This window comes from Bradyrhizobium sp. BRP22, from assembly GCF_020194175.1.
In the GTDB taxonomy this organism is placed as follows: Bacteria; Pseudomonadota; Alphaproteobacteria; order Rhizobiales; family Xanthobacteraceae; genus Bradyrhizobium.
This window is the reverse complement of sequence record NZ_JADYVX010000024.1, coordinates 100,550-126,690: the sequence shown is the minus strand read 5'-3', so window position 1 is coordinate 126,690 and position 26,141 is coordinate 100,550. Positions and strand designations below refer to the sequence as shown.

Sequence of the window (26,141 nt, the reverse complement as noted above, 5' to 3'; positions counted from 1 at the left end):
GAAGCAGGACCCCGTAAATGTCCTTCACCGACATCTTCATCAAGCGGCCGGTCCTGTCGGTCGTCGTGAGCCTGCTGATCCTGCTGATTGGCTTGCGGGCGGCGACCGTGCTCCCGATCCGGCAATATCCGAAACTGTCGAACACGGTGGTCAACGTCACCACCAGCTATCCCGGCGCGTCGGCCGACCTGATCCAGGGCTTCATCACGACGCCGATCGAGCAGGCGGTCGCCTCCGCCGAGGGCGTCGACTACATCACCTCGTCCTCGGTGCTCGGCACCTCCACGATCCAGGTCTACATCAAGCTGAACTTCGACCCGAACCAGGCGCTCACCGAGGTGCTGGCCAAGGTGAATTCGGTCAAATACCTGATCCCGAAGGAATCGAACGACCCGGTCGTCACCAAGACCACCGGCCAGACCACGGCCGTGATGTATCTCGGCTTCTCCAGCGAGGAACTGTCGGGATCGGCGATCTCGGACTATCTCACGCGCGTGGTCCAGCCGTTGCTGTCGACGGTTGACGGGGTGGCTTCCGCCGACATCCTCGGCGGCCAGACCTTTGCGATGCGGCTGTGGCTCGATCCGATCAAGATGGCAGGCCGCGGCGTGTCTCCCACCGACGTTGCCCAGGCGATTGCGTCCAACAACTTCCAGGCCGCCGCCGGCCAATCCAAGGGCTACTACATCGTCTCCAACGTCTCGACCAATACCGACTTGCGCAATATCGGCGAGTTCAAGCGCATGATCGTGAAGTCGAGGGAGGGCGGCTTCGTCCGGATGGAGGATATCGCCGAGGTCGAACTTGCGGCACAGAGTACCGACGCAAGCGTCGCGTTCAATGGCGAGCATGCGATCTTCATCGGCATCAATGCGACGCCACAGGGCAACCCGCTGACCCTGGTGAAGGGCGTTCGCGCCCTGTTCCCTGAACTCGAACGCAACCTGCCGCCGTCGCTGAAGATGAAGGTGGCCTACGATTCCACCAAGTTCATTCAGTCGTCGATCGACGAGGTGGAGAAGACGCTCGGCGAAGCCGTCGTCATCGTCATCGTGGTGATCTTCCTGTTCCTGGCCTCGATCCGCTCGGTCATCATCCCCGTGGTGACGATCCCGCTGTCGCTGGTCGGCGTCTGCAGCCTGATGCTGATCATGGGCTTCAGCATCAACCTCCTGACCCTGCTCGCGATGGTGCTCGCGATCGGCCTTGTGGTCGACGACGCCATCGTGGTGGTGGAGAACATCCACCGCCATCTGGAGGAGGGCAAGACGCCGGTACAGGCCTCACTGATAGGTGCGCGCGAAATCGTGGGTCCCGTCATCTCGATGACGATCACGCTCGCCGCGGTGTATGCACCGATCGGCTTCCTCGGCGGTCTCACCGGTGCGCTGTTCCGCGAATTCGCCTTCACGCTCGCAGGCTCGGTGATCGTCTCGGGCGTGATCGCGCTGACGCTGTCGCCGATGATGTGCTCGGTGCTGCTGAAGAACACCGAGGAAGGACGTTTTGCGCGACTGGTCAACCGGGTGTTCGGCGCGATGACGCGCTGGTACGGCCGCAAGCTCGACCGCTCGCTCGACTACCGTCCGATCACCGGCCTGTTCGCGCTGACCATGCTCGGCCTCGTCGGCTTTCTCTACATGCACACGATGAAGGAGCTCGCCCCCGAAGAGGACCAGGGCATCGTGTTCGCGCTGACCAAGGCGCCGAAATACGCCAACATCGACTACATCGACTTCTACGGCGAGAAGATGGACAAAGTGTTCCAGAAGTTCCCGGAAACGGATCTCCGCTTTGTGCTGAACGGCACGCCGAGCGCGCAGAGCGGCATTGCCGGCATGCTGCTCACGCCGTGGGACGAGCGCAAGCGGTCGTCGATCGCGTTGAAGCCATTGGTGCAGGCGGAGCTGTCCAAGATCGAAGGCGTCAATGCGTTCGCCTTCAACCTGCCGCCGCTGCCGGGTGGTCCGGGCGGTCTGCCGGTGCAGATGGTGATCAATTCGACCGTCAGCTTCCAGGCCATCTATGAGCAGATGGAGAAATTGAAGGCGGCTGCGCGCAAGAGCGGCATGTTCATCGTCACCGACAGCGATCTCGACTTCAACCAGCCGGTGGTGCGGGTCCGGATCGATCGCTCCAAGGCAAGTGATCTCGGCATCAACATGCAGCAGGTCGGCGCGACGCTGGCCACGCTGCTCGGCGGCAATTACGTCAACCGCTTCAACCTGGAGGGACGTTCCTATCAGGTGATCCCGCAGGTGCCGCGCGCCGTTCGTCTGTCGCCGGAGGCGCTCGGCGGCTACTACGTGCCGACCAACACCGGGCAGTTGGTGCCGATCTCGACCGTTGTCTCGATCGAGACGGGCACCGATCCGAACGCGCTGACGCATTACAACCAGCTCAACTCGGCGACGTTCTCGGCGGTGCCGATGCCGGGCGTGACGGTCGGCCAGGCGGTCGATTTCCTCGAAGCCGAGGCGAAGAAGCTGCCGGCCGGCTTCAGCCACGATTATCTGGCGGACTCGCGGCAATATGTGCAGGAGGGCAACCAGCTCGTCGTTACCTTCGCGTTCGCGGTGATCATCATCTTCCTGGTGCTGGCGGCGCAGTTCGAGAGCTTGCGCGACCCGTTGGTCATCATGGTCTCGGTGCCCATGGCAATCGTCGGTGCCCTGATCCCGCTGTTCTTCGGCGTGGCGACCATGAACATCTACACCCAGGTCGGGTTGCTGACGCTGGTCGGCCTGATCACCAAGCACGGCATCCTGATGGTGGAGTTCGCCAACGAACTGCAGCTCAACGAGGGGCTGGACCGCCGCTCCGCGATCGAGATGGCGGCCCGCATCCGGTTGCGTCCGATCCTGATGACCACGGCGGCGATGGTGACCGGCCTGCTCCCGCTCCTGACCGCATCGGGCGCCGGCGCGGCCAGCCGCTTCTCGATCGGCCTGGTCGTGGTCGCGGGCATGCTGATTGGCACGCTGTTCACGCTGTTCGTGCTGCCCGCGGTCTATGTGACGATCGCCACCGATCACCGGGCGAGGGCGACTTCGGAGCGCAACAAGCAGATCGCCGATTACGACCTCGGCGGTGGCGGAGCGCTCAAGCCTACCTGAGACTTCTTGGCCCCAAAGTCTCAGCGAAAGGGCGGCGACGGTTCTACCGTCGTCGCCCTTTTGGTTTTTAAAACATCACCGCCGTCGTCCCGGGCTTGACCCGGGACGACGGCTGCGGCTTTCCTTCGAGACCACATTCTGTTTCCTTGCTAGAAGTCACAAACAAAGATCCAGGGGGAACAGACATGGTGAGTGATTTCGCGCCCGGCAATTATCGTTTCATTCCGGCCGTGTTCCAGTATTCGAGCGGCGCGGCCGCCACTCCCGGCTTCGAAGTCGAACGCGTGCGCTTCGACAAGCTCGTGCCGCTTGCCGAAGGATTTGCCCGGATCGCAAGCCATATTCAGGCCGCGGGACGGCCGTTGACCTCGTTCTGCGCCTGCGAGTTGCGTTCGCCGGCGGCGGTCTCGGAACAGGGGTTCCGCGCCTTCAACGAGCATTACGTAAAGACGCTCGCGGAATGGGGGCTGTTCGATGGCGCCACCAATCCGGTGGCGCGCAGCAATGTCTGCCCTGAGATCGATCCGCCCGCCGAGCCGTCATTCTACGCATTCTCGTTCACGCGCCCGAGCCCGCGGAGCTCGCCATCCTTCGTGATCGCTGGCGGCGCCGAGGCGCGCGGCGGTGCCGGCAGCTATCCGGAGCGCATCGTGCGCTATCGCGATATGAGCCCGGACGCATGGAAGGAGAAGGTGCGCTTCACCGTCGGCGAGATGGAGCGGCGGCTCGCCGAATTCGGCTTCACCTGGCAGGACACCACCGGCGTGCATGCCTATACCGTGCACGATTTCCATGCGCATCTCGCCGACGAGCTGGTGCGCCGCGGCGCAACCCGTTCCGGCCTGACCTGGCACTTTGCCCGGCCCCCGGTGGTCGATCTCGAATACGAGATGGATTGCCGCCGCGTGCTGCGGGAGCTGGTGATCTAACTTAGAGCGTTTTCGAGCGAAGTGGACACCGGTTCGCGTGAAGAAAACGCGTGAAAACAATAATCTAGAGCTTCGGTTCTGATTCAATCAGAACCGAAAATGCTCTAGCGAGGCGGAAGGCGTCCCTCATCCTGAGGAGCGCGCAGCGCGTCTCGAAGGATGAGGCCACCAGCCGGGCCTCATGGGTTCGAGACGGCGCCGCGCGCCTCCTCACCATGAGGGGAGAGAGCGGTGCTCGCGGCCTGCACCTGTCGGTGATCGACGCCCTACCTTCCGACAGCGTAGCCCTGCATGCCCCGCGGATTGGCGGCGGCACGGCGCCTGCGCCCAATGCGTGAGGCCGCGGTCAGGCGGCCCTCCGACCAGTCGGGACCGACCTCGACGATGTGGCCGCGGCGCTGCAATTCATCGATGCTCGCCTTGGGCACGCGACCTTCGACCACAAGCACGCCCGGACGCGCCGTCCGTGGCCAGAACGAGATCGGGAAATGCTCCGAGTGCCAGGCCGGCGCGTCGATCGCTTCCTGTAGATTCAGCTTGGCGTGGACGTGGCGCAGGAAGAACTGCGTGATCCATTGGTCCTGCTGGTCACCGCCCGGAGAGCCCCAGGCCAGATACGGCTCGCCGTCACGCAGCGCCATGGTCGGCGAAAGCGTGGTGCGCGGGCGCTTGCCCGGCGCGAGCGAAGCGGGATGGTTCTCTTCCAGCCAGAACATCTGCGCGCGGCTGCCGAGGCAGAAGCCGAGCTCGGGGATCACCGGCGAGGACTGCAGCCAGCCGCCGGAGGGCGTCGCCGAGATCATGTTGCCGGCCTTGTCGATGATGTCGAAATGCACGGTGTCGCCGCGCACTTCACCGAAGCGGCCGACGGTCGGCTCGCCCGCGCCCATCGCGCCGACCGCCTCGCGATGGCCCTCGGCGCGGCGCAGCTTCACGACAGCGCCAAAGCCTTCGACCGAGCCCGGGATGAAGTCGAGCGACGCTTTGTCTTTCGAGATCAGCTTGCGCCGCTCGTCATTATAGGCATCCGACAGCAGCGTCTCGATCGGGATGTCCGTGAATTTGGGATCGCCATAGAACGTCTCGCGGTCGGCGTAAGCGAGCTTGGCGCATTCGATCTGCAGATGAATGAAGTCGGCGCTGGTGGGATCGAGGCCGTCGAGGTCGAACCCCTTCAGCAGGGCGAGCTGCTGCAGCATCACCGGCCCCTGGCTCCAGACGCCGGCCTTGCACACGGTGTAGCGGCCGTAATCGTAGGTCAGCGGCGCCTCGATCGTCGGCTGCCAGCGCGCCATGTCGTCGGCCGAGAGCACACCGCGATGCGGCGAGCCGGAGACATCCATCACCTCCTGCGTGCGGCAGAACTTGTCGATAGCTTCGGCGACAAAGCCCTTCGACCACGCCTGGCGCGCGCGCTCGATCTGCGCGACGCGGTCGGGGCCTGCGCTTTCCGCCTCCTGCAGGATGCGGGCGTAGGTTTCCGAAAGACGCTTGTTGGTGAAGATCGTGCCGGGCTTCGGGACTTCGTTGTTGGGCAGATAGACTTCGGCCGAGGTGGTCCAATGCTTCCGGAACAACCGTTCGACGGTCTGGATGGTGGCGGCGGCGCGCTCGACCAGCGGAAAGCCGTCGCGGGCGTAGGCGATCGCGGGCTCCAGCACGTCACGCAGGCGCAATGTGCCGTAGTCGCGCAGCAGCAGCATCCAGGACTCGAACGTGCCAGGTACGCAGGCGGCGAGCAGGCCGGTGCCGGGCACCATCTCCAGCCCTTCGCTGCGATAATGCGCGATCGTCGCTTTGGCCGGGGCCGGACCTTGGCCGCAGATCACTTCGGTCTTGCCGCGCTTCACGTCGTGCACGATCACAGGCACGTCGCCGCCGGGGCCGTTCAGGTGCGGCTCGACCACCTGCAGCGTGAAGGCGGTGGCGACGCCGGCATCGAAGGCGTTGCCGCCTTTCTCCAACGTGGCCATCCCGACCGCGGTCGCGATCCAGTGCGTCGAGGTGACGACGCCGAACGTGCCTTCGATCTCGGGGCGTGTCGTGAATGGATCGGGATTGATATTGCTCATGGCTGGCCACCAGTTGTTTCTTGGGCGGGCGCACTTGATCACAGGCGCGCGGCGCTGCCAACGGCGCGGCCGGCATGGCTCAACCCCGATAGGATCAGTCCGAATTACATCCGCCCTGCGCTCCCTCTCCCGCTTGCGAGGGAGGGCTGGGGTGAGGGTGTCTCCACGATGGGATCATCCGTGTGGAGAGAGCTCCCACCCGGCGCTTAAGCGCCGACCTTCCCCGCAAGCAAGCGGGAGAGGTGAAGAATTCGTGGCGGGTTCAATGCCGATGCAGTCGAGTCATATTGCTGCGGCAGCCTCAGTCGGCGCATTCACGGCATGGCAGGCGACGCCGTCGATCAGTTCCGGCGTCCTTTGGCGGCACAAATCGAACGCCAGCGGGCACCGCGGATTGAAGGCGCATCCCTGGGGCGGATCGATCGGGTTCGGGATTTCGCCCTTTACGGGAATACGCTGGCGGCCGCTCATTGCGAGATCCGGAACCGCGCCAAGCAGCATCTTGGTGTAGGGCATGCGCGGATTGGTGAACAGCGCGCGACCCTCGGCGACTTCCACAATGCGGCCGAGATACATCACGCCGATCCGACTCGCCATGTGGCGGACGACGGCCAGATTGTGGCTGATGAAGAGGTAGGTGAGGCCGAACTTGTCCTGCAGGTCGCGCATCAGGTTCAGGATCTGCGCCTGCACGGAAACATCCAGCGCTGAGGTCGGCTCGTCGCAGACGATGAACTCTGCCTCCGAGGCGAGGGCGCGGGCGATTGCGATGCGCTGGCGCTGGCCGCCGGAGAATTCGTGCGGATATTTCAGGCCGTCATCGGCATGCAGCCCGACCAGCGAGAGCAATTCGCCGACGCGGGTGCGGATGTCGCGTTCGCCCTGGATCAGGTCGAAGGCGCGGATCGGCTCGGACACGATGGCATCGACCCGGAAGCGTGGATTGAGGCTCGCATAGGGATCCTGGAAGATCATCTGGATGCGGCGGCGCAACCGCTGGCGTGCCTGCGCCTGCCGCGGATCGGTCATCGACACGCCGTCGATCACGACCTCGCCCGAGCTCGGCGGCAACAGCCCGACCACCATGCGCGCCACCGTGGTCTTGCCCGAGCCGGATTCGCCGACAAGCGCAAAGGTCTCGCCTTTGCGGATATCGAAGGTGACGCCGTCGACGGCCTTGAGGAATTCGAGATGGCTGCCTTCGAGCACGCGGTTGAGCCACGGCTTCGAGACGTCGAATACGCGTCGGAGATTCCTGACCTGGATGAGCGATGTCATGCCGCGCTCTCCTTGGCGGCACGGTCGTAGAGATGGCAGGCGACGGCCTGCGCGCCGTGGCGGATCGGCTCGGGACGCTCGACCCGGCAGCGGTCGAAGACGAAGGCGCAGCGCGGGTTGAACGGACAGCCCGGCGGGATCGCCGACAATCGCGGCATCGAGCCGGGGATCTGCACCAGCCGCTTGTCTTCGCCCGCGAGCGTCGGGATCGCACCCATCAGGCCCTTGGCGTAGGGATGCAGCGGATTGCGCACGACGTCCTGCACCGGGCCGATCTCGGCGATGCGGCCGGAATACATCACCGCGACGCGGTCGCAGGTTTCTGCGATGATGCCCATGTCGTGCGTCACCAGCATCACGGCCGTACCGTGGTCGCGGCCCAGCCGCTTGATCAGTGCGATGATCTGCGCCTGTACGGAAACATCGAGCGCGGTGGTCGGCTCGTCCGCGATGATCAATTCCGGCTCGGCGCAGATCGCAAGCGCAATCACCACGCGCTGGCGCATGCCGCCGGAAAATTCATGCGGATACCCATCGACGCGTTTTTCCGGCGCGGGGATGCCGACCTCGGCAAGCAGGTCGATGGCACGCTTGCGCGCGGCGCTTTCGGAAAGGTTGGTGTGGGTGCGGATGGTCTCGACGATCTGGTCGCCGATCCGGTAGAGCGGGTTGAGGCTGGTCAGCGGGTCCTGGAAGATCATGCCGATGCGCTTGCCCCGCACGCGCCGAATCTCCTCCGGCGGCAGATGATCGATGCGCATACCTGAAAGATGGATCTCGCCGCCGGAGATGCGGCCGGGCGGATCGATCAGGCCAATGACGGCAAGGCCCGTGACCGACTTGCCGGCGCCGGACTCCCCGACGACGCCCAGCACCTCGCCCTTCGCGATGTCGAACGAGACGCCGTCGATCGCGCGCAACGTCGCGCGGCGGGTGACGAATTCCACCTTCAGGTCACGCACGGAGAGGACAGGCACGGTCATCGGAGTTTCGGATTGAGCGCGTCGCGCAGCCAGTCGCCGAGCAGGTTGATCGAGAGGATCAAGCCCGCCAGCGCGAGGCCCGGAAACGCGACGATCCACCATTCGCCGGCGAAAAGATAATTGTTGCCGATCCGGATCAGCGTGCCCAGCGAGGGCATGGTGTCGGGCATGCCGGATCCCAGGAACGACAGCGTTGCCTCGGTGAGGATGGCGAGCGCAAGGTTGATGGTAGCGATGACGAGGATCGGGCCCATCGTGTTGGGCAGCACGTGGCGCAGCATGATCTTCGGCGCGGGCAGGCCGATCAGTTGCGCGGCGGCGACGTAGTCCTTGTTCTTCTCCACCATGACCGAGCCGCGCACGGTGCGGGCATATTGCACCCAGGAACTCAGGCCGATCGCGACCACGAGTACGGCAAGCATGCTGACGGCATCGAGCCGGTTGCTAAACACGGATTTGGCGACGCCGTTGACAATCAGTGCGATCAGGATGGCGGGGAAGGTGATTTGGACGTCGGCGATCCGCATGATCACGGCGTCGACCGCGCCGCCGATATAACCCGCGATCAGCCCGAGCGTGATGCCGATCGCGCCGGCAAGCAGCATGCCAAGCACACCGACGGTGAGCGAAATGCGTAGGCCGTAAAGGATGGCGGAGAACACGTCGCGGCCCTGTTCGTCGGTGCCGAGCAGGAACGGGCTCTGGCCATCGGCAGTCCAGAGCGGCGAGATCCGCGAATTCATCAGTTGTAGCTGCGCCGGATCGAACGGGTTCTGCACCGCAAGCACGGAAGCAAAGATCGCGAGCAGAAAGAACAGCAGGGTGACTGCGGCCGCCAGCATGGTCAGCTTCGAACGACGGAAGGAATAGAACAGATCGCTGTCGACCGCGCGCCGGAACCAGCCCGCGGCATGCGCGGTTTCGGTTTGCTGCGGAATGACGGCGTCTGACATCGAAAGCCCTCGCTCAAGCCGGACGGCTGATGGTGGCACGCAGGCGCGGATCGACGATGGTGTAGAGGATGTCAACCACCAGGTTGATCGTGACGAAGATCAGCGAGACCATCAGAAGGTATGCCGCCATGATCGGGATGTCGACGTTTTGCACCGCCTGCACGAACATCAATCCCATGCCCGGCCACTGAAACACGGATTCGGTGATGATCGAGAATGCAATAACCGAGCCAAACTGCAGGCCGGCCACGGTGATAACGGGAACCAGCGTGTTCTTCAGCGCGTGGCCGAAATGAATTGCGCGGGTGGTGAGCCCGCGGGCGCGCGCGAAGCGGATATAGTCGGTGCGCAGCACTTCCAGCATCTCCGCGCGCACCAGCCGCATGATCAGCGTCATCTGGAACAGGCCGAGCGTGATCGAGGGCATGATCAGCGCCTTGAGGCCTGACACCGTCAGCAGCCCGGTGGTCCACCAGCCGATCCGCACCACTTCGCCGCGGCCAAATGAAGGCAGCCAGCCCAAGGTCACCGCGAACAGATAGATCAGGAGGATGCCGATCAGGAATGTCGGCAGTGAGATGCCGATCAGCGAGACTGCCTGGCAAAGTTTGGCGAGCAAGGTGTCGCGTCTGAGCGCCGCATAGACGCCCATCAGGATGCCGAACACCATGGCGAAGATCGTGGCGCAGATCGCAAGCTCCAGCGTCGCCGGCAGCCGCTCGGCCAGCAGCGTCGAGACCGGCTGCCGGAATTGATAGGAGACGCCGAACTTGAACTGCGCGGCATTGGCGAAATAGCGCGCGAACTGGATCAGCACGGGATCGTCGAGCCCGAGCGATTTGCGCACCGCCTCGCGCTCGGCCGCGGGCGTGTCGATCGAGACGATCTGGTTGACCGGGTCGCCGGCGAAACGGAACATCGAGAAGGCGATGATCCCGACGGCGATCATCACCCCAATGGCCTGAACGGCGCGGCGAAGCGTGAAAGCGAGCATCTGTTTCTTTCACCCGGAGCGTTTGCGATTCCGCCGCTAGAGCGTGATCTTTTCGGAAAACCGGTCTCCACGTTTCCGGATCATGCTCTAAGCAAAAGGTCCCGGAAGCGCGCGGCTGCCGGGACCTTCAAGCGGCGAGGCTTTATTCCGATTTGACCATCCAGTAGGGCAGGACCTGGTTGTCCGGGCGCTGCACCACTTTCAATTTCTTCGACACACCCCAGGCCAGCGCCTGCTGATGCAGCGGAATATAGGCCCAGTCCTTCATCGCGATCTCGAAGCCGGACTTGATTAACTGGTCGCGCTTGGCGCTGTCGGTCTCCTGCAGCACCTTGTCGGTGATGGCGTCGAATTCCTTGTTACAGTAGCCGCCGAGGTTGGTCTCGCCGCGCGCCGATTTCGGATCGTCGCGGCAGCCCATGATGTCGAACATGACATTGTGCGAATCGAGCGTGCCGGGTGTCCAGCCCAGCATGTAGAACGAGGTCTGGTAGCCGCCGGGTTTCAGCACTTTGGCGAAATATTGTGCCTTCGGCTGCGCCAGCAGGTTCACCTTCACGCCGATGCGGGCGAGCATGCCGACCACGGCCTGGCAGATCGCGGCGTCGTTGACATAGCGGTCGTTCGGGCAATCCATGGTGACTTCGAAGCCGTCGGGATAGCCGGCTTCGGTCAACAGCTTCTTGGCGCCGTCGGGATCGAATTTCGGGCGGGTGAAATCCTTCGACAGCGCGAACAGTTGCGGCGCGACCATCAGTGGCGATGGCGTCGACAGCCCGCGCATCACGCGATTCTTGATCAGTTCGATGTCGATCGCCTTGTAGAAGGCTTCACGCACGCGAATGTCCTTGAACGGGTTCTTGCCCTTGACGTTGGAGTAGAGCAGTTCGTCGCGGGTCTGGTCCATGCCGAGGAAGATGGTGCGGATCTCCGGCCCCTTCAGCACTTGCGCATTCGGGCTGGAATCGACGCGCGAGATGTCCTGGATCGGCACCGGCTCGATGATGTCGACCTCGCCCGACAGCAACGCGGCGACGCGGGTCGCATCCGAACTGATCGGAGTGAAGACAATTTCCTTCAAATTGTGTTCGGGCTTGCGCCACCAGTTCGGATTGGCCTTGAACACCGTCTTCACGCCTGGTTGATGGCTTTCGATCGTGAAAGGCCCGGTGCCGTTGGCGTTGAGCGAAGCAAAGCTCGGCGTGGTGGCAGACGCCGGCGTGGGCTGCGTGGCGTTGTTCGCCTCGGCCCACTTCTTGTCCATGATGTACCAGGTATCCCATTGCGAATTCAGGATGGGATTGGGCGAGGTCAGGATGAAATCGACGGTGTGGTCGTCGACCTTGACGACCTTGGCGTCGGCGGGAATTCGGGTTTGCAGATTGGAGCCCTTGGCGCGGACGCGGTCGGCCGAGAACACCACGTCGTCGGCGGTGAAGGGATCGCCGTTATGGAATTTGACGTTCTTGCGCAGATGGAAGCGCCAGCGGGTCGGCTCCGGCGTCTCCCAGCTTTCGGCGAGCGCCGGGATGATCTTCAGATCCTTGTCGCGCGCGGTGAGGCCTTCATAGACCTGCCCGAGATGGGCATGGGTGGTCGTCTCATTCAGCGTATGCGGATCCAGCGATTTGAGATCGCCCTGATTGGCGTAGCGTAGCGTCTGGGCCGAAACGGGTGTCGTCGTCGCGATGATGGCAAGACTTATTGCCGCAAGCAGATGGTGACGTGCCGACATTTGAACCTGTTCCCCGTTTGGGCCCCGCGACGCGCGCTGTTTGGTAGGATATTGCCGGCCAGTGTTGCCAAAGTTTACCGAGTGCGCAAGCGCGATTTCCCGCAGAAGGTGAGACCAGTTTGCGCAGCGGTGCCGCAATGATTAGCTTGACCCTTGCGGGCGGTTGGGCGTGCGCGTGACATTCAACTTTCGGAGTGGGGATGGCGGAACTGAAAGCTGATGTCGTTGTGCTGGGGGCGGGCATGGTCGGTGTCGGTGCCGCCTTGCATCTGCAAAAACGAGGCCGCGACGTCGTTCTCGTCGACAGGCGCGATGCCGCGGGCGAAGAGACGAGTTACGGCAATGCCGGCATCATCGAATGCGCCTCGGTTTTTCCTTACATGTTCCCGCGGAATTTCGGCGAGATCCTGCGCTATGCGCTGAACCGCGCGCCGCAGGTGCGCTACCGTGTCGCCGACCTGCCGATCTTCCTGCCGTGGCTCGCCCGCTACTATGTCGCCTCTTCGCCGGAGGGGGCATTGCGCAGCGCGCTAGCCGAGATGCCGCTGATCCGCCAGAGTCTGATCGAGCACGAGGCGCTGATCGCAGAAGCCGGCGTTCCGGAATTGCTGCGCAAGACCGGCTGGATCAAACTCTATCGCAGCGAGGCGACCTTCGCCAAGGCGGTGCGCGATACCGAGCGTGCGAAGCAATATGGCGTGACCAACGAGGTCCTCGATGCCGGGGGCATCGCCGCGCGTGAGCCGAACCTGTCCGGCGACTTCGCCGGCGCGGTATATTCGCCGGCGCCGGGCTCGGTCGCCGATCCCGGGGCGCTGGCAAAGGCCTATGCCGCGCTGTTCGGCCGCAGGGGCGGCCGCTTCTTTGTCGGCGATGCCCGTACCCTCGAACAGTCCGGCGGCCGATGGCGCGTGGCGATCAGCGAGGGCACCGTGACGGCGCGCGAGGTCGTGGTCGCGATGGGTCCGTGGTCCGACCAGGTATTCGGCCCGCTCGGCTATTCGATCCCGCTTCAGGTCAAGCGCGGCTATCACCTGCACCTGAAGCCCGGCGGCAACGCCATGCTCAGCCATCCCGTCCTCGATTCCGATCTCGGCTATTGTCTGGTGCCGATGAGCCGCGGCATCCGTCTGACCACGGGCGTCGAGTTCGCCCATCGCGACGCGCCGGCTTCCCCGGTCCAGGTCGAGCGGGCGGTGCCGCGGGCGCGCAACCTGTTTCCGCTCGGCGATCCCGTGGAGGCGAAGCCCTGGAAGGGCGCGCGGCCGTGCCTGCCCGACATGCTGCCGGTGATCGGGAAGGCGCCGCGCCATTCCGGGCTTTGGTTCGATTTCGGCCATCAGCACCACGGGCTGACGCTTGGACCCGTGAGCGGCCGGCTGCTCGCGGAGATGATGACCGGCGAGACGCCGTTTGCCGATGCGAGGCCGTTTGCGGTCGAGCGGTTTGGTTGACCGGGCAACGTCCGCCGCCCGCCGTCATCGTGCCGCTTGCGTTGCTTGCCCTCTCGTGGCGATACTGCCCTAGGGCAGGATCCTTTCGAAGAATCGATTGCCGGATCATGTTCTTGCGTTAACGGCATTGAGGAGCGGTCATGAAGGTCAACATCGAAATAGATTGCACGCCGCTCGAAGCCCGGCAGTTCTTCGGCCTGCCGGATGTCGGACCGATGCAGATGGCGGTGATGGACAAGCTGCAGCAGCAAATGACTCAGAACATCGAGAAGATCTCGCCGGAATCGCTGATGCAGAGCTGGCTCGATCCCAAACTGGCCGAGCGTTTCCAGGACATGTTCGTGGCGATGGCCGGCCTCGGCGGCTCCCAGAAGAAGGACAGGAAATAGATGGTGGCCGTGGATGGCAGCCGCGAGGAGCGCGAGCACCGGCTGCGTCCACCGAACATCTGTTTGATGCTGGCCGAGGGCAGAGGTCTGCTCGAGCTCAATTCGAGCCTCCTGCTGTTACCGCTCTTGATGCGCGCGCCGCGAGGGGACGGCCATCCGGTGCTGACGCTGCCGGGTTTCCTGGCGAGCGATTTGTCGATGGCGCCGATGCGGCGGTACCTGAAGACGCTGGGCTATGACACCTATGCCTGGAGCCTGGGCCGCAATGTCGGCGGCCTCAGCCGGATGCGCGCGTCGCTGCGCGATCTGTTGCGGCGGATCAGCGACACCACCGGACGCAAGGTGAGCATCGTCGGTTGGAGCCTTGGCGGCGTCTATGCGCGCGACCTGGCGCTGCACGCGCCGGAGACGGTGCGTTCTGTCATCACGCTCGGCAGCCCGTTTGCGGGCGACATCCGCGCCACCAACGCGACGCGGCTCTACGAGGCGCTGACAGGCGAGGGCGTCGATGACATTCCCGAGATCCGGCAGGCAATCGCCGGCGACATGCCGGTGCCGACCACCTCGATCTACTCGCGCGCTGACGGCATCGTGAACTGGCGCACCAGCGTGCTGCGCCCGTCGGCCACATCGGAGAATATCGAGGTGCTGCTCGCAAGCCATATCGGGCTCGGCGTCAATCCCGCCGCGCTCTGGGCGGTGGCCGACCGGCTTGCGCAGGCGGAGGGCGAGTTCAGGCATTTTGACCGGTCCGGCCCCTTTGCCATTGCCTATCCACCCCCGGAACAGGCACAATCCTGATCGACGCCGCGGCAAGCGGCCGTCCGAGTGAGAGCGCCACCAAGGCGCCGTACACAATCACCGGGAGGAAGCCATGGCCGACGCCAAGAAACTGTCGTCGCTGGACGCGTCGTTTCTCTATCTGGAAACGCCGGAGATGCCGATGCATGTCGGGAGCATGGCGATCTTCCGCCTGCCCGATGATTACAAGGGCGACTTCTTCGAAGCTTTCAAGGCGATGATCGCCTCTCGACTGCACATTGCGCCGATCCTGAAATCGCGTCTGGCGAAGGCGCCGCTCGACATCGACCACCCCTCCTGGGTGGAGGACGACCAGTTCGACATCGACCGCCACATCTTCCGCGGCAGCCTGCCGGCGCCGCATGACCGCGCGACGCTGGAGCGCCTCGTCGGCTGGATCCATGCGAAGCTGCTCAATCGCGCCCGGCCGCTATGGGAGTTCTATGTCTTCGAGGGCATGCAGAACAACGAGATCGGTCTTTATTCGAAGATGCACCACGCCTGCATCGACGGCGGCGCGGGCGCCGCGCTGACCAGCATGATCTACGACATCTCGCCGATCCCGCGGAAGGTCGATCCGCCGACCGCGCGCAAGGTCGCGCAGGAACCGCGCGACATCGCGGCCAACCTGATCGATTCCTATCAGCAGCTCTTCACGTTGCCGATCGATGCCGCGGCGACGCCAAGGACGATCGAGCTGCCGCGCTCGGGCAAGAGCGATCTCGGCTCGATCCTGTTCGACAACGCGATGTTCCAGATCGAGAACGCGATCAAGTTCGCAAGCGCCGTGCCGGCGATGCTGAAAAGCGTGTCGGAGGTGGTAACAAAGATCTCCGATCCCAAGGCGCGCGAAAGTCTTGCCAGCATGGTGTCGCCGCCAACCATCCTGAACAAGGCGATCTCCTCGGAGCGCAGCTTCGCCGGCACCTCGATCTCGCTGTCGCGGGCCAAGGCGGTGGCGAAGCAGGCCGGCGGCAAGCTCAATGACGTGGTGCTGGCGCTGGCCTCCGGCGTGGTGCGACGCCATTTGATCAGCCAGGGCGCGCTGCCGAACAAGTCGCTGACCGCGGCGGTGCCGATCTCGCTGCGCGAGGAGGGCAATACCGAGTCCAACAACCAGGTGTTCGGCATGATCTGCTCGATCGCGACCAATATCGATGATCCCAAGGCGCGACTGGAAGCGATCATCGCGCAGTCCACCAAGTCGAAGGAGATGTCGCATCCGCTGCGGGCGTTCATGCCGCAGGTCTCCAACGTCTCGATGCTGGGCGCGCCGATCCTGGTACAGATCCTGGCGCTGCTCTACAGCCGCTCGGACCTGTCGAACGTGCTGCCGCCGGCCGCCAACATCACCGTCTCCAATGTGCCGGGGCCGCGGCAGACGCTCTACGCCGCGGGCGCGGAGCTATTACATATCTTCCCGGTGTCGATCGCGACCCATGGCCTTGCGCTCAACATCACCGTGCAGAGCTATCGCGACCAGCTCGATTTCGGCTTCATCGCCGGTGCCAACATCATTCCGCATGTGCAGATTTTGTGCGACATGCTGCCGATCGAATTCGAGGCGCTGGAGGCGGCCTTCGTGCCGCCGCCAGCCGAGACCAAGAGCGCCGCAGAATAAGGATTGTCTTCGATGATGGAAATGCCTCCGCTGCAGTTCGCCCAGACCAACGGCATCCGCATGGGTTTCTACGAAGCCGGGCCCACGAACGACAAGCCGCCGATGGTGCTCTGCCACGGCTGGCCCGAGCTCGCTTTTTCCTGGCGCCACCAGATCAAAGCGCTGAGCGAAGCCGGCATCCGCGTGATCGCGCCGGACCAGCGCGGCTATGGCGCAACCGACCGGCCGGAGCCGGTCGAGGCCTATGATATCGAACATCTGACCGCCGATCTCGTCGGCCTGCTCGATCATCTCGGAATCGAGAAGGCCATCTTCGTCGGTCACGACTGGGGCGGGTTCGTCGTCTGGCAGATGCCGCTTCGGCATCCTGGCCGCGTCGCCGGTGTGGTCGGCATCAATACCCCGCACACCAACCGCGCCTGGGCCGATCCGATCGAGCTGCTGCGCAAGCGTTTCGGCGAGCACATGTATATCGTTCAATTCCAGGACCCAGGGCACGAGCCGGACAAGATTTTTGGCAGCCGCGTCGAGCAGACGTTTGATGCCTTCATGCGCAAGCCGGCGCGACGGCCTGACGCTCCCGCGGAGGAGGTCGTCGCCGGCGTCGGCGCATCGCCGCGGCTCAATCTGGCGTTCCCGCAGATGATCGCGAATTACGATGCCAGGCACGATCCCCGCACGCCGATCCTGTCGCCGGAAGAAAAGCAGGTGTTCGTCGATGCCTTCACCAGGACCGGCTTCACCGGCGGCATCAACTGGTACCGCAACATGTCGCGCAACTGGCAACGCGCGGAAGGGCTCGATCACATCGTGCGCGTGCCTTCGCTGATGATCATGGCCGAGAACGACGCGGTGCTGCCGCCGTCGGCCGCCGACGGAATGGAGAAGCTCATCCCGGACCTCGAGAAATATCTCGTCAAGGACAGCGGCCATTGGACGCAGCAGGAGAAGCCGGAAGAGGTCAGCGCCAAGCTGATCGAATGGCGTAGAAGGCGGTTTGGGTGACGTGCATCAGCGACTCCGGTCGCATCAGCGACTCCGGTCGTCATTCCGGGCGCGCGAAGCGCGAGCCCGGAATCCCTCGGACCGCATGCGATGAGGCATAATGGATTCCGGGTCTGCGCCAAGAGGCGCATCCCGGAATGAGGAGGGGAGGCACTTGCGACATGGCGTCCGGCAACCGACTGAGTCCGATCCCGCATCCGCCGACCATGCCCGTGGTCGGCAACATGCTGTCGCTGGATTCGGCCGCGCCAGTGCAGCATCTGGTGCGGCTCGCCAGGGAGCTGGGGCCGATCTACTGGCTCGACATGATGGGGGCGCCGCTCGTGATCGTCTCCGGCCACGATCTCGTCGACGAGCTCAGTGACGAAAAACGCTTCGACAAGGCGGTGCGCGGCTCGCTGCGGCGGGTGCGCGCGGTCGGCGGCGACGGGCTGTTCACCGCCGACACCAGGGAGCCGAACTGGAGCAAGGCGCACAACATCCTGCTGCAGCCGTTCGGCAACCGCGCCATGCAGTCCTACCATCCGAGCATGGTCGATATCGCCGAGCAGCTCGTGAAGAAGTGGGAGCGGCTCAACGCCGATGAGGAAATCGACGTCGTCCACGACATGACGGCGCTGACGCTCGACACCATCGGGCTCTGCGGTTTCGACTACCGCTTCAACTCGTTCTACCGCCGCGACTACCACCCCTTCGTGGAATCGCTGGTGCGTTCGCTCGAGACCATCATGATGACCCGCGGCCTGCCGCTGGAACGCCTGTGGATGCATCAGCGGCGCAAGACGCTCGCTGAGGACGTCGCCTTCATGAACAAGATGGTCGACGAGATCATTGCCGAACGCAGGCGGAGCCAGGCCGATGTCGGCGAAGGCCAGAAGGACATGCTGGCGGCGATGATGACCGGCGTCGACCGTGTCACCGGCGAGCAGCTCGACGACGTCAACATCCGCTACCAGATCAACACATTCCTGATCGCGGGCCATGAGACCACGAGCGGCCTGTTGTCGAGCACGATCTATGCGCTGCTGAAGCACCCCGAGGTGTTGAAGAAGGCATATCAGGAGGTCGACCGCGTGCTCGGCCCCGATATCGACGCTAAGCCGACCTATCAGCAGGTCACCCAGCTCACCTATATCACGCAGATCCTGAAAGAGGCGCTGCGGCTATGGCCGCCGGCGCCGGCCTATGGCATCGCGCCGCTGCAGGACGAGACCATCGGCGCCAAGTACAAGCTGAAGAAGAACACCTTCATCACAGTCCTGGTGATGGCGCTGCATCGCGACCCCAGCGTCTGGGGACCGAATCCCGATGTGTTCGATCCCGAGAATTTCAGCCGCGAGGCCGAGGCCAAGCGGCCGATTAATGCCTGGAAGCCGTTCGGAAACGGCCAGCGCGCCTGCATCGGCCGCGGCTTTGCGATGCATGAAGCGGCGCTCGCGCTCGGCATGATCCTGCAGCGCTTCAAGCTGATCGATGTGCATCGCTATCAGTTGCATCTGAAGGAGACGCTGACGATCAAGCCCGAGGGGTTCAAGATCAAGGTACGCCCGCGCGAGGACAGGGAGCGCGGCGCCTTCGCCGGCGCGGCCGCAACAGCATCGGCCGCGCCAAGAGCGCCGCGGCCGAAACAGCGCGCTGGGCACAACACGCCGATGCTGGTGCTCTATGGCTCCAATCTTGGCTCGGCCGAGGAGCTGGCGACGCGGATGGCGGATCTCGCCGAAGTCAATGGCTTCAACACCAGGCTCGGTCCGCTCGACGACTATGTCGGGAAGCTGCCGAAGGAAGGTGGCGTCCTGATCATCGCCGCATCCTACAATGGCGCGCCGCCGGACAACGCAACGGAGTTCGTCAAATGGCTCGGCAGCGATCTGCCGAAGGATGCGTTCGCCGGCGTGCGCTACGCGGTGTTCGGCTGCGGCAACAGCGATTGGGCGGCGACGTATCAGTCGGTGCCGCGTTTCATCGACGAACAGCTTACCGCCCACGGCGCCCGCGCGGTGTATCCACGCGGCGAGGGTGATGCGCGCGCCGATCTCGATGGCCAATTTCAGAAATGGTTTCCGGCCGCCGCGGAAGTCGCTACCAAGGAATTCGGCATTGACTGGAACTTCACCCGCACGCCGGAGGATGAGCCGCTCTATGCGGTCGAGCCGGTGGCGCCGACCTCCGTCAACACCATCGCCGCGCAGGGCGGCGCGGTCGCGATGAAGGTGCTGGAGAATGCCGAATTGCAGAACAAGTCCGGCGCCAATCCGTCGGAGCGTTCGACGCGGCATGTCGAGGTGGAGCTGCCGCCCGGTATCAGTTACCGCGTCGGCGATCACTTGAGCGTAGTGCCGCGCAACGATCCGACGCTCGTGGACCAGGTCGCGCGCCGCTTCGGTTTCCTGCCGGCGGACCAGATCAGGCTGCAAGTGTCGGAAGGCCGCCGCGCGCAGTTGCCGGTCGGCGATGCCATCTCGGTCGGGCGGTTGCTCACCGAATTCGTGGAGCTGCAGCAGGTCGCCACCCGCAAGCAGATCCAGCTGATGGCCGAGCATACGCGTTGCCCGCTCACGACGCCGAAGCTGCTTGCCTATGTCGGTGACGACGATGCAGCCGCCGAACGCTATCGCAGCGAGGTGATGGACAAGCGCAAATCGGTGTTCGATCTGTTGGAGGAGCATCCGGCCTGCGAGCTGCCGTTCCACATTTATCTGGAAATGCTGTCGCTGCTGGCACCGCGCTATTATTCGATCTCGTCTTCGCCCTCGGGCAATCCGACGCGCTGCAGCGTCACCGTCGGCGTGGTGGAGGCGCCGGCAAGCTCGGGCCGAGGCATCTATAAGGGCGTGTGCTCAAACTATCTTTCCGGCCGTCGCGTCGGCGACACCATTCATGCCACCGTGCGCGAGACCAAGGCCGGCTTCCGCCTGCCGGACGATGCGTCGGTGCCGCTGATCATGATCGGCCCCGGCACCGGCCTGGCGCCGTTCCGCGGCTTCCTGCAGGAGCGCGCGCATCGGAAGTCGCAGGGCGCCAATCTCGGGCCGGCGATGCTGTTCTTCGGTTGCCGCCATCCGGATCAGGATTTCATCTATGCCGACGAACTGAAGGCGTTCGCGGCCGATGGCGTCACCGAGCTGCACACCGCGTTCTCGCGGCTCAATGGCTCCAGGACCTATGTGCAGGACCTGATTGCCGCGCAGAAGAACCGCGTCTGGGACCTGATCGGGAAAGGCGCGATCATCTATGTCTGCGGCGACGGCGGCAAAATGGAGCCGGACGTCAAGGCGACGTTGATGTCGATCCATCGCGAGCAGAATGGCGGCGATGCGGGCGCGGCAGCGCGTTGGATCGAAGACCTCGGCGCGAAGAATAGATACGTGCTCGACGTCTGGGCCGGCGGATAGTCGCGAAGTCCAGTTGTAGGATGGGTAGAGCGAAGCGAAACCCATCGCATTTGTGCGCTTGGTAACAATGATGGGTTTCGCTGCGCTCTACCCATCGTACGATTCCGTCACGCCGCCTTTGCCGCAGCGGCATGCGCGTGCTGATCGATGGCGTCGATGATCTGTGGCCACATCGGGATCGGCAACGCGTGGCCCATGCCGTCGATCATCAACAGCTTTGCGCCCGGGATCGAGGCCGCGGTATCCTTGCCGCCGGCCGGATGCACCAGCGGATCGACGGTGCCATGGATGACGAGCGTCGGCGCCTTCACCGCGCTCAGGCGTTGGTTGCGGCTGCCGGAGGCAAGGATGGCTCGGAGCTGGCGGTTGACGCCAGCCGGATTGAGGCCGCGTTCATAGGTGCGCAGCGCCCGCGAGCGATCGAGCGCTTCGTCGTCCGGGAAGGAGCCGACGCGCAGCATCTTCCAGGTCTGGGCGAAGCGTTCGATATATTCATCCTTCGTTCTCGGCGGCGGCGCCATCAGCATCGCTCCTGCCTCCCGGGTCGGCGGCGGGATCTTCGGATTGCCCGTTGTCGACATGATCGAGGTGAGCGATCGCACGGCTTGAGGAAAGGAGATCGCGACTTCCTGCGCGATCATGCCGCCCATGGAGGCGCCGACCAGATGCGCTGACTTCAGCCCGAGCGCATCCATCAGGCCGACTGTGTCCTTTGCCATGTCGATCAGCTTGTAGGGTGCGGCGACAGGAATCCTGAAGAGACGCAGCTTCAAGAGTTCGAATGCCGTCAGCCGCCTGCCGCCCGTGAGCTTACCGGACTGGCCGATGTCGCGATTGTCGAAGCGGATCACGCGAAAGCCGCGTGAAGCGAGCCGTTCGCAGAATTCATCGTCCCAAAGGATCATCTGGGCGCCGAGCCCCATGATCAGCAGCAACGGTTCGGCGCTCTCGTCGCCGAATATCTCGTAGCAGATGTCGATGCCATTGGCGCGGATCATCTGCGGTGGCTGGTGGGCGAGGGTGGTCACGGGGCCTCCTCGGCTGGGTTCTTCGAGCCCTCTATGCCACGGTTTGCCGCAGCGCAGAAGCTTTCTGATGCGGCGTTCAGCGTCAACTTGGGTTGACCGGCTGCCTGCAACGGTGTGGTATGGACGGCAAACAAGCGAAGCGTGGCAAGCGCTCGTAACCACGTGGGAGAGCGCCAATGGCCGACAAGGGCAACGACCCCGCCGTCATCTGGCAGACGATGATCGGCGAGATGGAGAAGGGATTCAATTCCTTCGCCAACCAGGCGATGGGTACGCCGGAATTCAGCAGGCTGATGAACCAGGCCGGCGGCTTCGCGGCCGGTGCGCAGAAGCAGCTCGGCGAGCTCATGGAGAGATATCTCGTGAGCATGAACCTGCCGAGCCGGTCACAACTCGTCGGCATGGCCGAGCGCCTGCAATCGATCGAAAGCCAGCTCAACGAGATCAGGGCGCTGCTCAACCAGATGAACCGCAGCGCGAGTAATGCGGAGAGCCCGGCAGCCGCCAAGCCGCGGCCGCCGCGCACCAAGCGCCCGCCCGGGGAGAAAGAGCAGAAATGAACGCGCCTTTGGGGATCGATGCCGCGTCGATCGCGGAGCGCGTTCAGTCCGAGGTGCAACGCGCGATTCAGCGCAGCATCAAGGGCGTCGAATATCTGTCGACCTCCGGCCCGTCGCTCGGTTCGACGCCAAAGGACATCCTGCATGTCCGCGGCACCATGAACCTCTATCACTATCGACCCGTCGCGGATGAAATCTATCGCGTGCCCGTGCTGATCGTGATGGCGACCACCAACCGCGGTTACATTCTCGATCTGGTGCCGGGACAGAGCTTCATCGAATTCCTGCTCAAGCGCGGCTACGACGTCTACATGCTCGACTGGGCCGCGCCGAAGCCGGAAGAGAAGCACCTTGGGATGGAGGACTATGTTCTCGACTTTATTCCCGACTGTGTGCGTCGGGTGCAGCAGGATTCCGGCGAGATGGATGTCTCCGTCATCGGCTATTGCTTCGGCGGCGTGCTGTCGCTGCTCTATGGCTCGATCTTCCGCGACGGGCCGATGAAGAATTTGATCTGCTTCACCACGCCGATCGACTTCCGCGAGATGAAGCTGTTTTCGAATTTCTCCGACCGCCGCTATTTCGACGTCGACCGCCTGATCGACAGCGTCGGCAACATGCCGCCCGAACTGATCCTGTCCTCGTTCGAGATGCTGCGGCCGGCTTCGCGCGCGGCAAGCCAGGTGCAACTCTGGGACAACATCTGGAACGATGAGTTCGTGAAGTCGTACCGGATGTTCGATCGCTGGGCGACAGACACGCTGCCGCTCGCCGGCGACTATTTCCGAACCATCACCAAGGACCTGATGTGGGACAACAAGCTCTATAACGACGCCATGTCGGTCGGCGGACGCGCGGCGAAGCTGGAAAACATCAAGGTGCCGATCCTGCACGCGGTCGCCGAGCACGACCATATCGTGCCCTATGAGGCGGCGCGACACCTGATCACGAAGGTCGGTTCGACCGACAAGGAGGAAGTGATCCTCAAAGGCGGCCATGTCAGCCTCGTCGCCGGCGCCAATGCCATCAAACGGCTGTGGCCGAAACTGGATTCCTGGCTGGGGAAGCGATCGACATGAGTGAGACACGTTCCTATCCGCGGCGCGTCAAGACCGACGCCGGCGAGATCGAATTCCGCCTGATGTCGCGGGCCGACGAGGCCGCGGTGCTGGCCTTTGCGCAAAAGCTGCCGACGCATGATCTGCTGTTCCTGCCGCGCAACATCAGCGAGCCGAAGGTGCTTTCGGCTTGGCTGAACGAGATCGAGCGCGGCGACATCGTGAGCCTGCTGGCGCTGAGGGATGGCGTGGTGGTCGGCTGCGGCACGCTGGTGCGCGACCGCCACTCCTGGTCGCCCCATCTCGGCGAGATCCGGATGGTGGTCTCTCTGGACGTCCGCGGGAAAGGTGTGGGGCGGGCGCTGTCGCAGGAGACGTTTGCGCTGGCGCTTGGCGCTGGCCTCGAGAAGCTCTCGGTGCAGATGACGGTCGACCAGCGGGGCGCGATTGCCCTGTTCGAAAGCCTCGGCTTCAGGGCCGAGGCGCTGCTGCGCGACCATGTCCGGGATGCCGCCGGTGCGACCCACGATATCGTGGTGCTCGGGCACAATGTGGCGCAAGTCCGGGCACAGATGGAGGCCTACGGTTTGCCGGGGGCTGTTCGGCAACAGGTTTGACCAGCCTGCCGCCCGCGGCGCGGGCAAATCGCCCAATACTGTTGCTTTTCACGGATTTGTGATATTGCATCGCACCATTGATGTTGCGATGCACCATTAACCATGGCATAAGGACGATGCCCCGGGCCAAATTTGGACGGGGTGAGCCCATAGCTCTAACCGAGGATGGAGAGACCCGTTATGACCACCGAGACCAATTCTGTGTTTGATAGCGTCAAGCAGGCCTTCGCGCCTGTGACCGAAGCTTTTAACAAGCTGCAGAACCTGGAAGTGCCGGAAGCCGCCCGTGAGTTCGTGAAGAAGCAGGCCGAGACCGCCAAGGTTCGTGCCGCCGACCTGCACGCCGGCTCGGAGAAGGTGACCGCCGTGATCGAATCCGCCGTTGCCGGTTCGGTTTCCGAGGCCGCCAAGATCAGCCGCAATATCCAGGAGGCGTTCTATCAGGACGCGGAAGCGTTCTTCAACGGTATCGACAAGCTGGCTTCCGCCAAGTCGCTGAACGAAGCGGTGCAGATCCAGTCGGACCTGGTGCGTGCGCGCGGCGAAGCGTTCGTCTCGCGGGCCAAGGCCAGCACCGAATATCTCGGCAAGCTCGTCACCGAAGGTGCGAGGTCCGCGCAGGACAATTTTGCCAAGGTCTATGGCAAGACCGCCTGATCGCGTCAGGCCTGCCAACTCTGGTTTTCCGAAGGGCCCGCCGGTTGCGGGCCTTCTTTTTTGCGGTGTGCTCCCATACATCCCCTCATGGTGAGGAGGCGCGTTAGCGCCGTCTCGAACCATGAGGCCACGGCCGGGGCCTACATCCTTCAAGACGCGGCGAAGACGCCGCTCCTCAGGATGAGGGTCATCGTTCATCGAAGACTGTCATGACCCTTCCCGCCACCTTCACCATCGTCACTCCGGCCGATGCGATCCGCGCGGCGGAGTTGCGGCGTGTGAAGTGGCTGGCGACCGGGGTGTTGGCTGCGACATTCGTGCTGTTCCTTGCCGCGAAAGCGCTGTTGCCGGCGCATCCCGTGTTCGGCTTCATCGCAGCCTTTGCGGAAGCGGCGACCATTGGCGGACTCGCCGACTGGTATGCCGTCGTCGCTTTGTTCAAGCGGCCGCTGGGGTTGCCGATCCCGCACACTGCGATCATCCAGAGCAATCAGGAGCGCATCGCCGAGAAGCTCGGCGAATTCATCGAGAAGAACTTTTTGGAAGCCGGGCCGGTGGAAGCCAAGCTGCGCGAGATCGATTTCGGCGCCTTCATCGCCGACTGGCTGCGCGACCGCAAACGCTCGACCGATCTTGCGCGTTTCGTGCTGCGTCTGTTGCCGGAGGCGTTCGCGGCGACGGAGAATTCGGGGCTGATGAAATTCGTCAGCCGCCGCGTCACCGCGCAATTGCTGGCGATCGATCTGGCGCCGCTTGCCGCCGGCACGTTGCGCGGCTTCGTGCAGGAAGGCAAGCACGAGGGCCTGCTCGACGATATCCTGCGCGTCCTGCACCAGACGCTGACGACGAAGGAGACCATGGCTGTCATCCGCGACAAGGTCCGTGCGGAAATGCCGACACTGCTGCGGCTCTATCGCGCCGACAAGTTTGTCGTGAACCGGATCATCGCGTCCGCGACGAAATTCTTCGAGGAGGTGCGTGACGATCCGAAGCATCCGTTCCGCGGCGAGTTCGACCGCATGCTGCTGTCGTTCGTCGAGCGGCTCGGCAGCGATCGCGCCTTTGCCGATCGCATCAACGGATTGAAGCGCGATCTGCTGGCGCGGCCGGAGCTCGGAAGCCTCGCGCACAACATCTGGTCGAACGTGAAGGATTTCATCGAGCGCAGCGCCTCGGGAGAGACGCAGGTGCTGCAGCAGCATCTGGCCAGGATGTTCGCCGAAGCCGGCGAGGCGCTGGCTGGCGATGCCGAGTTGCGCGCCGAGATCAATGAAGGACTGGTCGCGATCCTGCGCACGGTAGTCGCCGATCAGAAGAGCGGGGTCTCGACCTTCATCTCCGATCAGATGAAGGCCTGGGACATGCAGCAACTGATTTCGCTGCTCGAAATCAATGTCGGCAGGGACCTGCAATATATCCGCTTCAACGGCTCGCTGATCGGCGGCCTTGCAGGATTGATCCTGTACACCATCGAATACCTGCTGCGGCTGGTGTGA

The 26,141-nt window shown here is 63.7% G+C and carries 20 protein-coding genes; 13 read left to right on the top strand and 7 right to left on the bottom strand.

Annotated features, from left to right (window positions below):
• Positions 1-17 precede the first annotated feature (17 nt).
• Positions 18-3,116 carry a MexW/MexI family multidrug efflux RND transporter permease subunit gene (locus I6F35_RS26300; protein ID WP_225120566.1) on the top strand — a complete coding sequence of 1,033 codons (3,099 nt, stop codon included), beginning with the start codon at positions 18-20 and terminating at the stop codon, positions 3,114-3,116.
• A gap of 185 nt (positions 3,117-3,301) precedes the next feature.
• Positions 3,302-4,045: a hypothetical protein gene (locus tag I6F35_RS26295; RefSeq protein WP_225120565.1), complete on the top strand. Its 744-nt coding sequence runs from the start codon at positions 3,302-3,304 to the stop codon at positions 4,043-4,045.
• A gap of 266 nt (positions 4,046-4,311) precedes the next feature.
• Here the strand turns inward: I6F35_RS26295 and I6F35_RS26290 are convergent, their stop codons facing one another.
• From I6F35_RS26290 to I6F35_RS26265, 6 genes are all read right to left on the bottom strand, one after another.
• Positions 4,312-6,117, bottom strand: coding sequence for a gamma-glutamyltransferase family protein (locus I6F35_RS26290; protein ID WP_225120564.1), 1,806 nt, complete (start codon positions 6,115-6,117; stop codon positions 4,312-4,314).
• 282 nt (positions 6,118-6,399) lie between these two features.
• Positions 6,400-7,395, bottom strand: a complete 996-nt coding sequence (locus tag I6F35_RS26285; RefSeq protein WP_225120563.1) for an ABC transporter ATP-binding protein — start codon at positions 7,393-7,395, stop codon at positions 6,400-6,402.
• A complete protein-coding gene (locus I6F35_RS26280; RefSeq protein WP_225120562.1) occupies positions 7,392-8,378 on the bottom strand; it encodes an ABC transporter ATP-binding protein in 987 nt (328 codons plus the stop codon). Before I6F35_RS26280 ends, I6F35_RS26285 begins: the two co-directional genes overlap by 4 nt.
• Positions 8,375-9,331, bottom strand: coding sequence for an ABC transporter permease (locus I6F35_RS26275; RefSeq protein WP_225120561.1), 957 nt, complete (start codon positions 9,329-9,331; stop codon positions 8,375-8,377). Before I6F35_RS26275 ends, I6F35_RS26280 begins: the two co-directional genes overlap by 4 nt.
• Positions 9,332-9,344: 13 nt before the next feature.
• Positions 9,345-10,325, bottom strand: coding sequence for an ABC transporter permease (locus tag I6F35_RS26270; protein WP_225120560.1), 981 nt, complete (start codon positions 10,323-10,325; stop codon positions 9,345-9,347).
• Between the two features lie 142 nt (positions 10,326-10,467).
• Complete coding sequence (locus I6F35_RS26265) at positions 10,468-12,060, bottom strand: ABC transporter substrate-binding protein (protein ID WP_225120559.1); 1,593 nt, start codon at positions 12,058-12,060, stop codon at positions 10,468-10,470.
• A gap of 200 nt (positions 12,061-12,260) precedes the next feature.
• On the opposite strand from I6F35_RS26265, the gene I6F35_RS26260 reads away from it, so the two are divergent.
• The 6 genes from I6F35_RS26260 to I6F35_RS26235 all read left to right on the top strand — a co-directional run bounded on the left by I6F35_RS26260 (position 12,261) and on the right by I6F35_RS26235 (position 20,725).
• Positions 12,261-13,514: an FAD-dependent oxidoreductase gene (locus I6F35_RS26260; RefSeq protein ID WP_225120558.1), complete on the top strand. Its 1,254-nt coding sequence runs from the start codon at positions 12,261-12,263 to the stop codon at positions 13,512-13,514.
• Positions 13,515-13,654: 140 nt separating this feature from the next.
• The gene (locus I6F35_RS26255; protein ID WP_225120557.1) at positions 13,655-13,903 is read left to right on the top strand and encodes a DUF6489 family protein; all 249 of its coding nucleotides are present in this window, start codon (positions 13,655-13,657) and stop codon (positions 13,901-13,903) included.
• Entirely contained in the window at positions 13,904-14,704 is an 801-nt protein-coding gene (locus tag I6F35_RS26250) for an alpha/beta hydrolase (protein WP_225120556.1), read from the top strand. It abuts the gene before it with no gap.
• Between the two features lie 73 nt (positions 14,705-14,777).
• Positions 14,778-16,325 (top strand): wax ester/triacylglycerol synthase family O-acyltransferase, encoded by a 1,548-nt coding sequence (locus I6F35_RS26245; RefSeq protein WP_225120555.1) that lies wholly within the window; start codon positions 14,778-14,780, stop codon positions 16,323-16,325.
• A 12-nt stretch (positions 16,326-16,337) separates the two neighbouring features.
• On the top strand, positions 16,338-17,330 hold the full coding sequence (locus I6F35_RS26240) for an alpha/beta hydrolase (protein ID WP_225120554.1): 993 nt from the start codon (positions 16,338-16,340) through the stop codon (positions 17,328-17,330).
• Positions 17,331-17,491: 161 nt separating this feature from the next.
• Positions 17,492-20,725, top strand: a complete 3,234-nt coding sequence (locus tag I6F35_RS26235) for a cytochrome P450 (RefSeq protein ID WP_225120553.1) — start codon at positions 17,492-17,494, stop codon at positions 20,723-20,725.
• Positions 20,726-20,832: 107 nt separating this feature from the next.
• Here I6F35_RS26235 and I6F35_RS26230 read toward each other — a convergent pair whose 3' ends face one another.
• Positions 20,833-21,753 carry an alpha/beta hydrolase gene (locus I6F35_RS26230; RefSeq protein ID WP_225120552.1) on the bottom strand — a complete coding sequence of 307 codons (921 nt, stop codon included), beginning with the start codon at positions 21,751-21,753 and terminating at the stop codon, positions 20,833-20,835.
• Positions 21,754-21,929: 176 nt separating this feature from the next.
• Between I6F35_RS26230 and I6F35_RS26225 the strand changes: the two genes are divergently transcribed.
• From I6F35_RS26225 to I6F35_RS26205, 5 genes are all read left to right on the top strand, one after another.
• Positions 21,930-22,313, top strand: coding sequence for a hypothetical protein (locus tag I6F35_RS26225; RefSeq protein ID WP_225120551.1), 384 nt, complete (start codon positions 21,930-21,932; stop codon positions 22,311-22,313).
• Complete coding sequence (locus tag I6F35_RS26220; RefSeq protein ID WP_225120550.1) at positions 22,310-23,392, top strand: alpha/beta fold hydrolase; 1,083 nt, start codon at positions 22,310-22,312, stop codon at positions 23,390-23,392. The genes I6F35_RS26225 and I6F35_RS26220 overlap by 4 nt, the downstream gene beginning before the upstream one ends.
• On the top strand, positions 23,389-23,988 hold the full coding sequence (locus I6F35_RS26215) for a GNAT family N-acetyltransferase (RefSeq protein WP_225120549.1): 600 nt from the start codon (positions 23,389-23,391) through the stop codon (positions 23,986-23,988). The genes I6F35_RS26220 and I6F35_RS26215 overlap by 4 nt, the downstream gene beginning before the upstream one ends.
• Before the next feature lie 180 nt (positions 23,989-24,168).
• Entirely contained in the window at positions 24,169-24,645 is a 477-nt protein-coding gene (locus I6F35_RS26210; RefSeq protein ID WP_225120548.1) for a phasin, read from the top strand.
• A gap of 209 nt (positions 24,646-24,854) precedes the next feature.
• Positions 24,855-26,141 (top strand): DUF445 domain-containing protein, encoded by a 1,287-nt coding sequence (locus I6F35_RS26205; RefSeq protein ID WP_225120547.1) that lies wholly within the window; start codon positions 24,855-24,857, stop codon positions 26,139-26,141.

Coding starts and splice junctions, on each gene's coding strand:
- I6F35_RS26300 (WP_225120566.1), top strand. CDS start 18: ATGTCCTTCACCGACATCTTCATCAAGCGGCCGGTCCTGTCGGTCGTC.
- I6F35_RS26295 (WP_225120565.1), top strand. CDS start 3,302: ATGGTGAGTGATTTCGCGCCCGGCAATTATCGTTTCATTCCGGCCGTG.
- I6F35_RS26290 (WP_225120564.1), bottom strand. CDS start 6,117: ATGAGCAATATCAATCCCGATCCATTCACGACACGCCCCGAGATCGAA.
- I6F35_RS26285 (WP_225120563.1), bottom strand. CDS start 7,395: ATGACATCGCTCATCCAGGTCAGGAATCTCCGACGCGTATTCGACGTC.
- I6F35_RS26280 (WP_225120562.1), bottom strand. CDS start 8,378: ATGACCGTGCCTGTCCTCTCCGTGCGTGACCTGAAGGTGGAATTCGTC.
- I6F35_RS26275 (WP_225120561.1), bottom strand. CDS start 9,331: ATGTCAGACGCCGTCATTCCGCAGCAAACCGAAACCGCGCATGCCGCG.
- I6F35_RS26270 (WP_225120560.1), bottom strand. CDS start 10,325: ATGCTCGCTTTCACGCTTCGCCGCGCCGTTCAGGCCATTGGGGTGATG.
- I6F35_RS26265 (WP_225120559.1), bottom strand. CDS start 12,060: ATGTCGGCACGTCACCATCTGCTTGCGGCAATAAGTCTTGCCATCATC.
- I6F35_RS26260 (WP_225120558.1), top strand. CDS start 12,261: ATGGCGGAACTGAAAGCTGATGTCGTTGTGCTGGGGGCGGGCATGGTC.
- I6F35_RS26255 (WP_225120557.1), top strand. CDS start 13,655: ATGAAGGTCAACATCGAAATAGATTGCACGCCGCTCGAAGCCCGGCAG.
- I6F35_RS26250 (WP_225120556.1), top strand. CDS start 13,904: ATGGTGGCCGTGGATGGCAGCCGCGAGGAGCGCGAGCACCGGCTGCGT.
- I6F35_RS26245 (WP_225120555.1), top strand. CDS start 14,778: ATGGCCGACGCCAAGAAACTGTCGTCGCTGGACGCGTCGTTTCTCTAT.
- I6F35_RS26240 (WP_225120554.1), top strand. CDS start 16,338: ATGATGGAAATGCCTCCGCTGCAGTTCGCCCAGACCAACGGCATCCGC.
- I6F35_RS26235 (WP_225120553.1), top strand. CDS start 17,492: ATGGCGTCCGGCAACCGACTGAGTCCGATCCCGCATCCGCCGACCATG.
- I6F35_RS26225 (WP_225120551.1), top strand. CDS start 21,930: ATGGCCGACAAGGGCAACGACCCCGCCGTCATCTGGCAGACGATGATC.
- I6F35_RS26220 (WP_225120550.1), top strand. CDS start 22,310: ATGAACGCGCCTTTGGGGATCGATGCCGCGTCGATCGCGGAGCGCGTT.
- I6F35_RS26215 (WP_225120549.1), top strand. CDS start 23,389: ATGAGTGAGACACGTTCCTATCCGCGGCGCGTCAAGACCGACGCCGGC.
- I6F35_RS26210 (WP_225120548.1), top strand. CDS start 24,169: ATGACCACCGAGACCAATTCTGTGTTTGATAGCGTCAAGCAGGCCTTC.
- I6F35_RS26205 (WP_225120547.1), top strand. CDS start 24,855: ATGACCCTTCCCGCCACCTTCACCATCGTCACTCCGGCCGATGCGATC.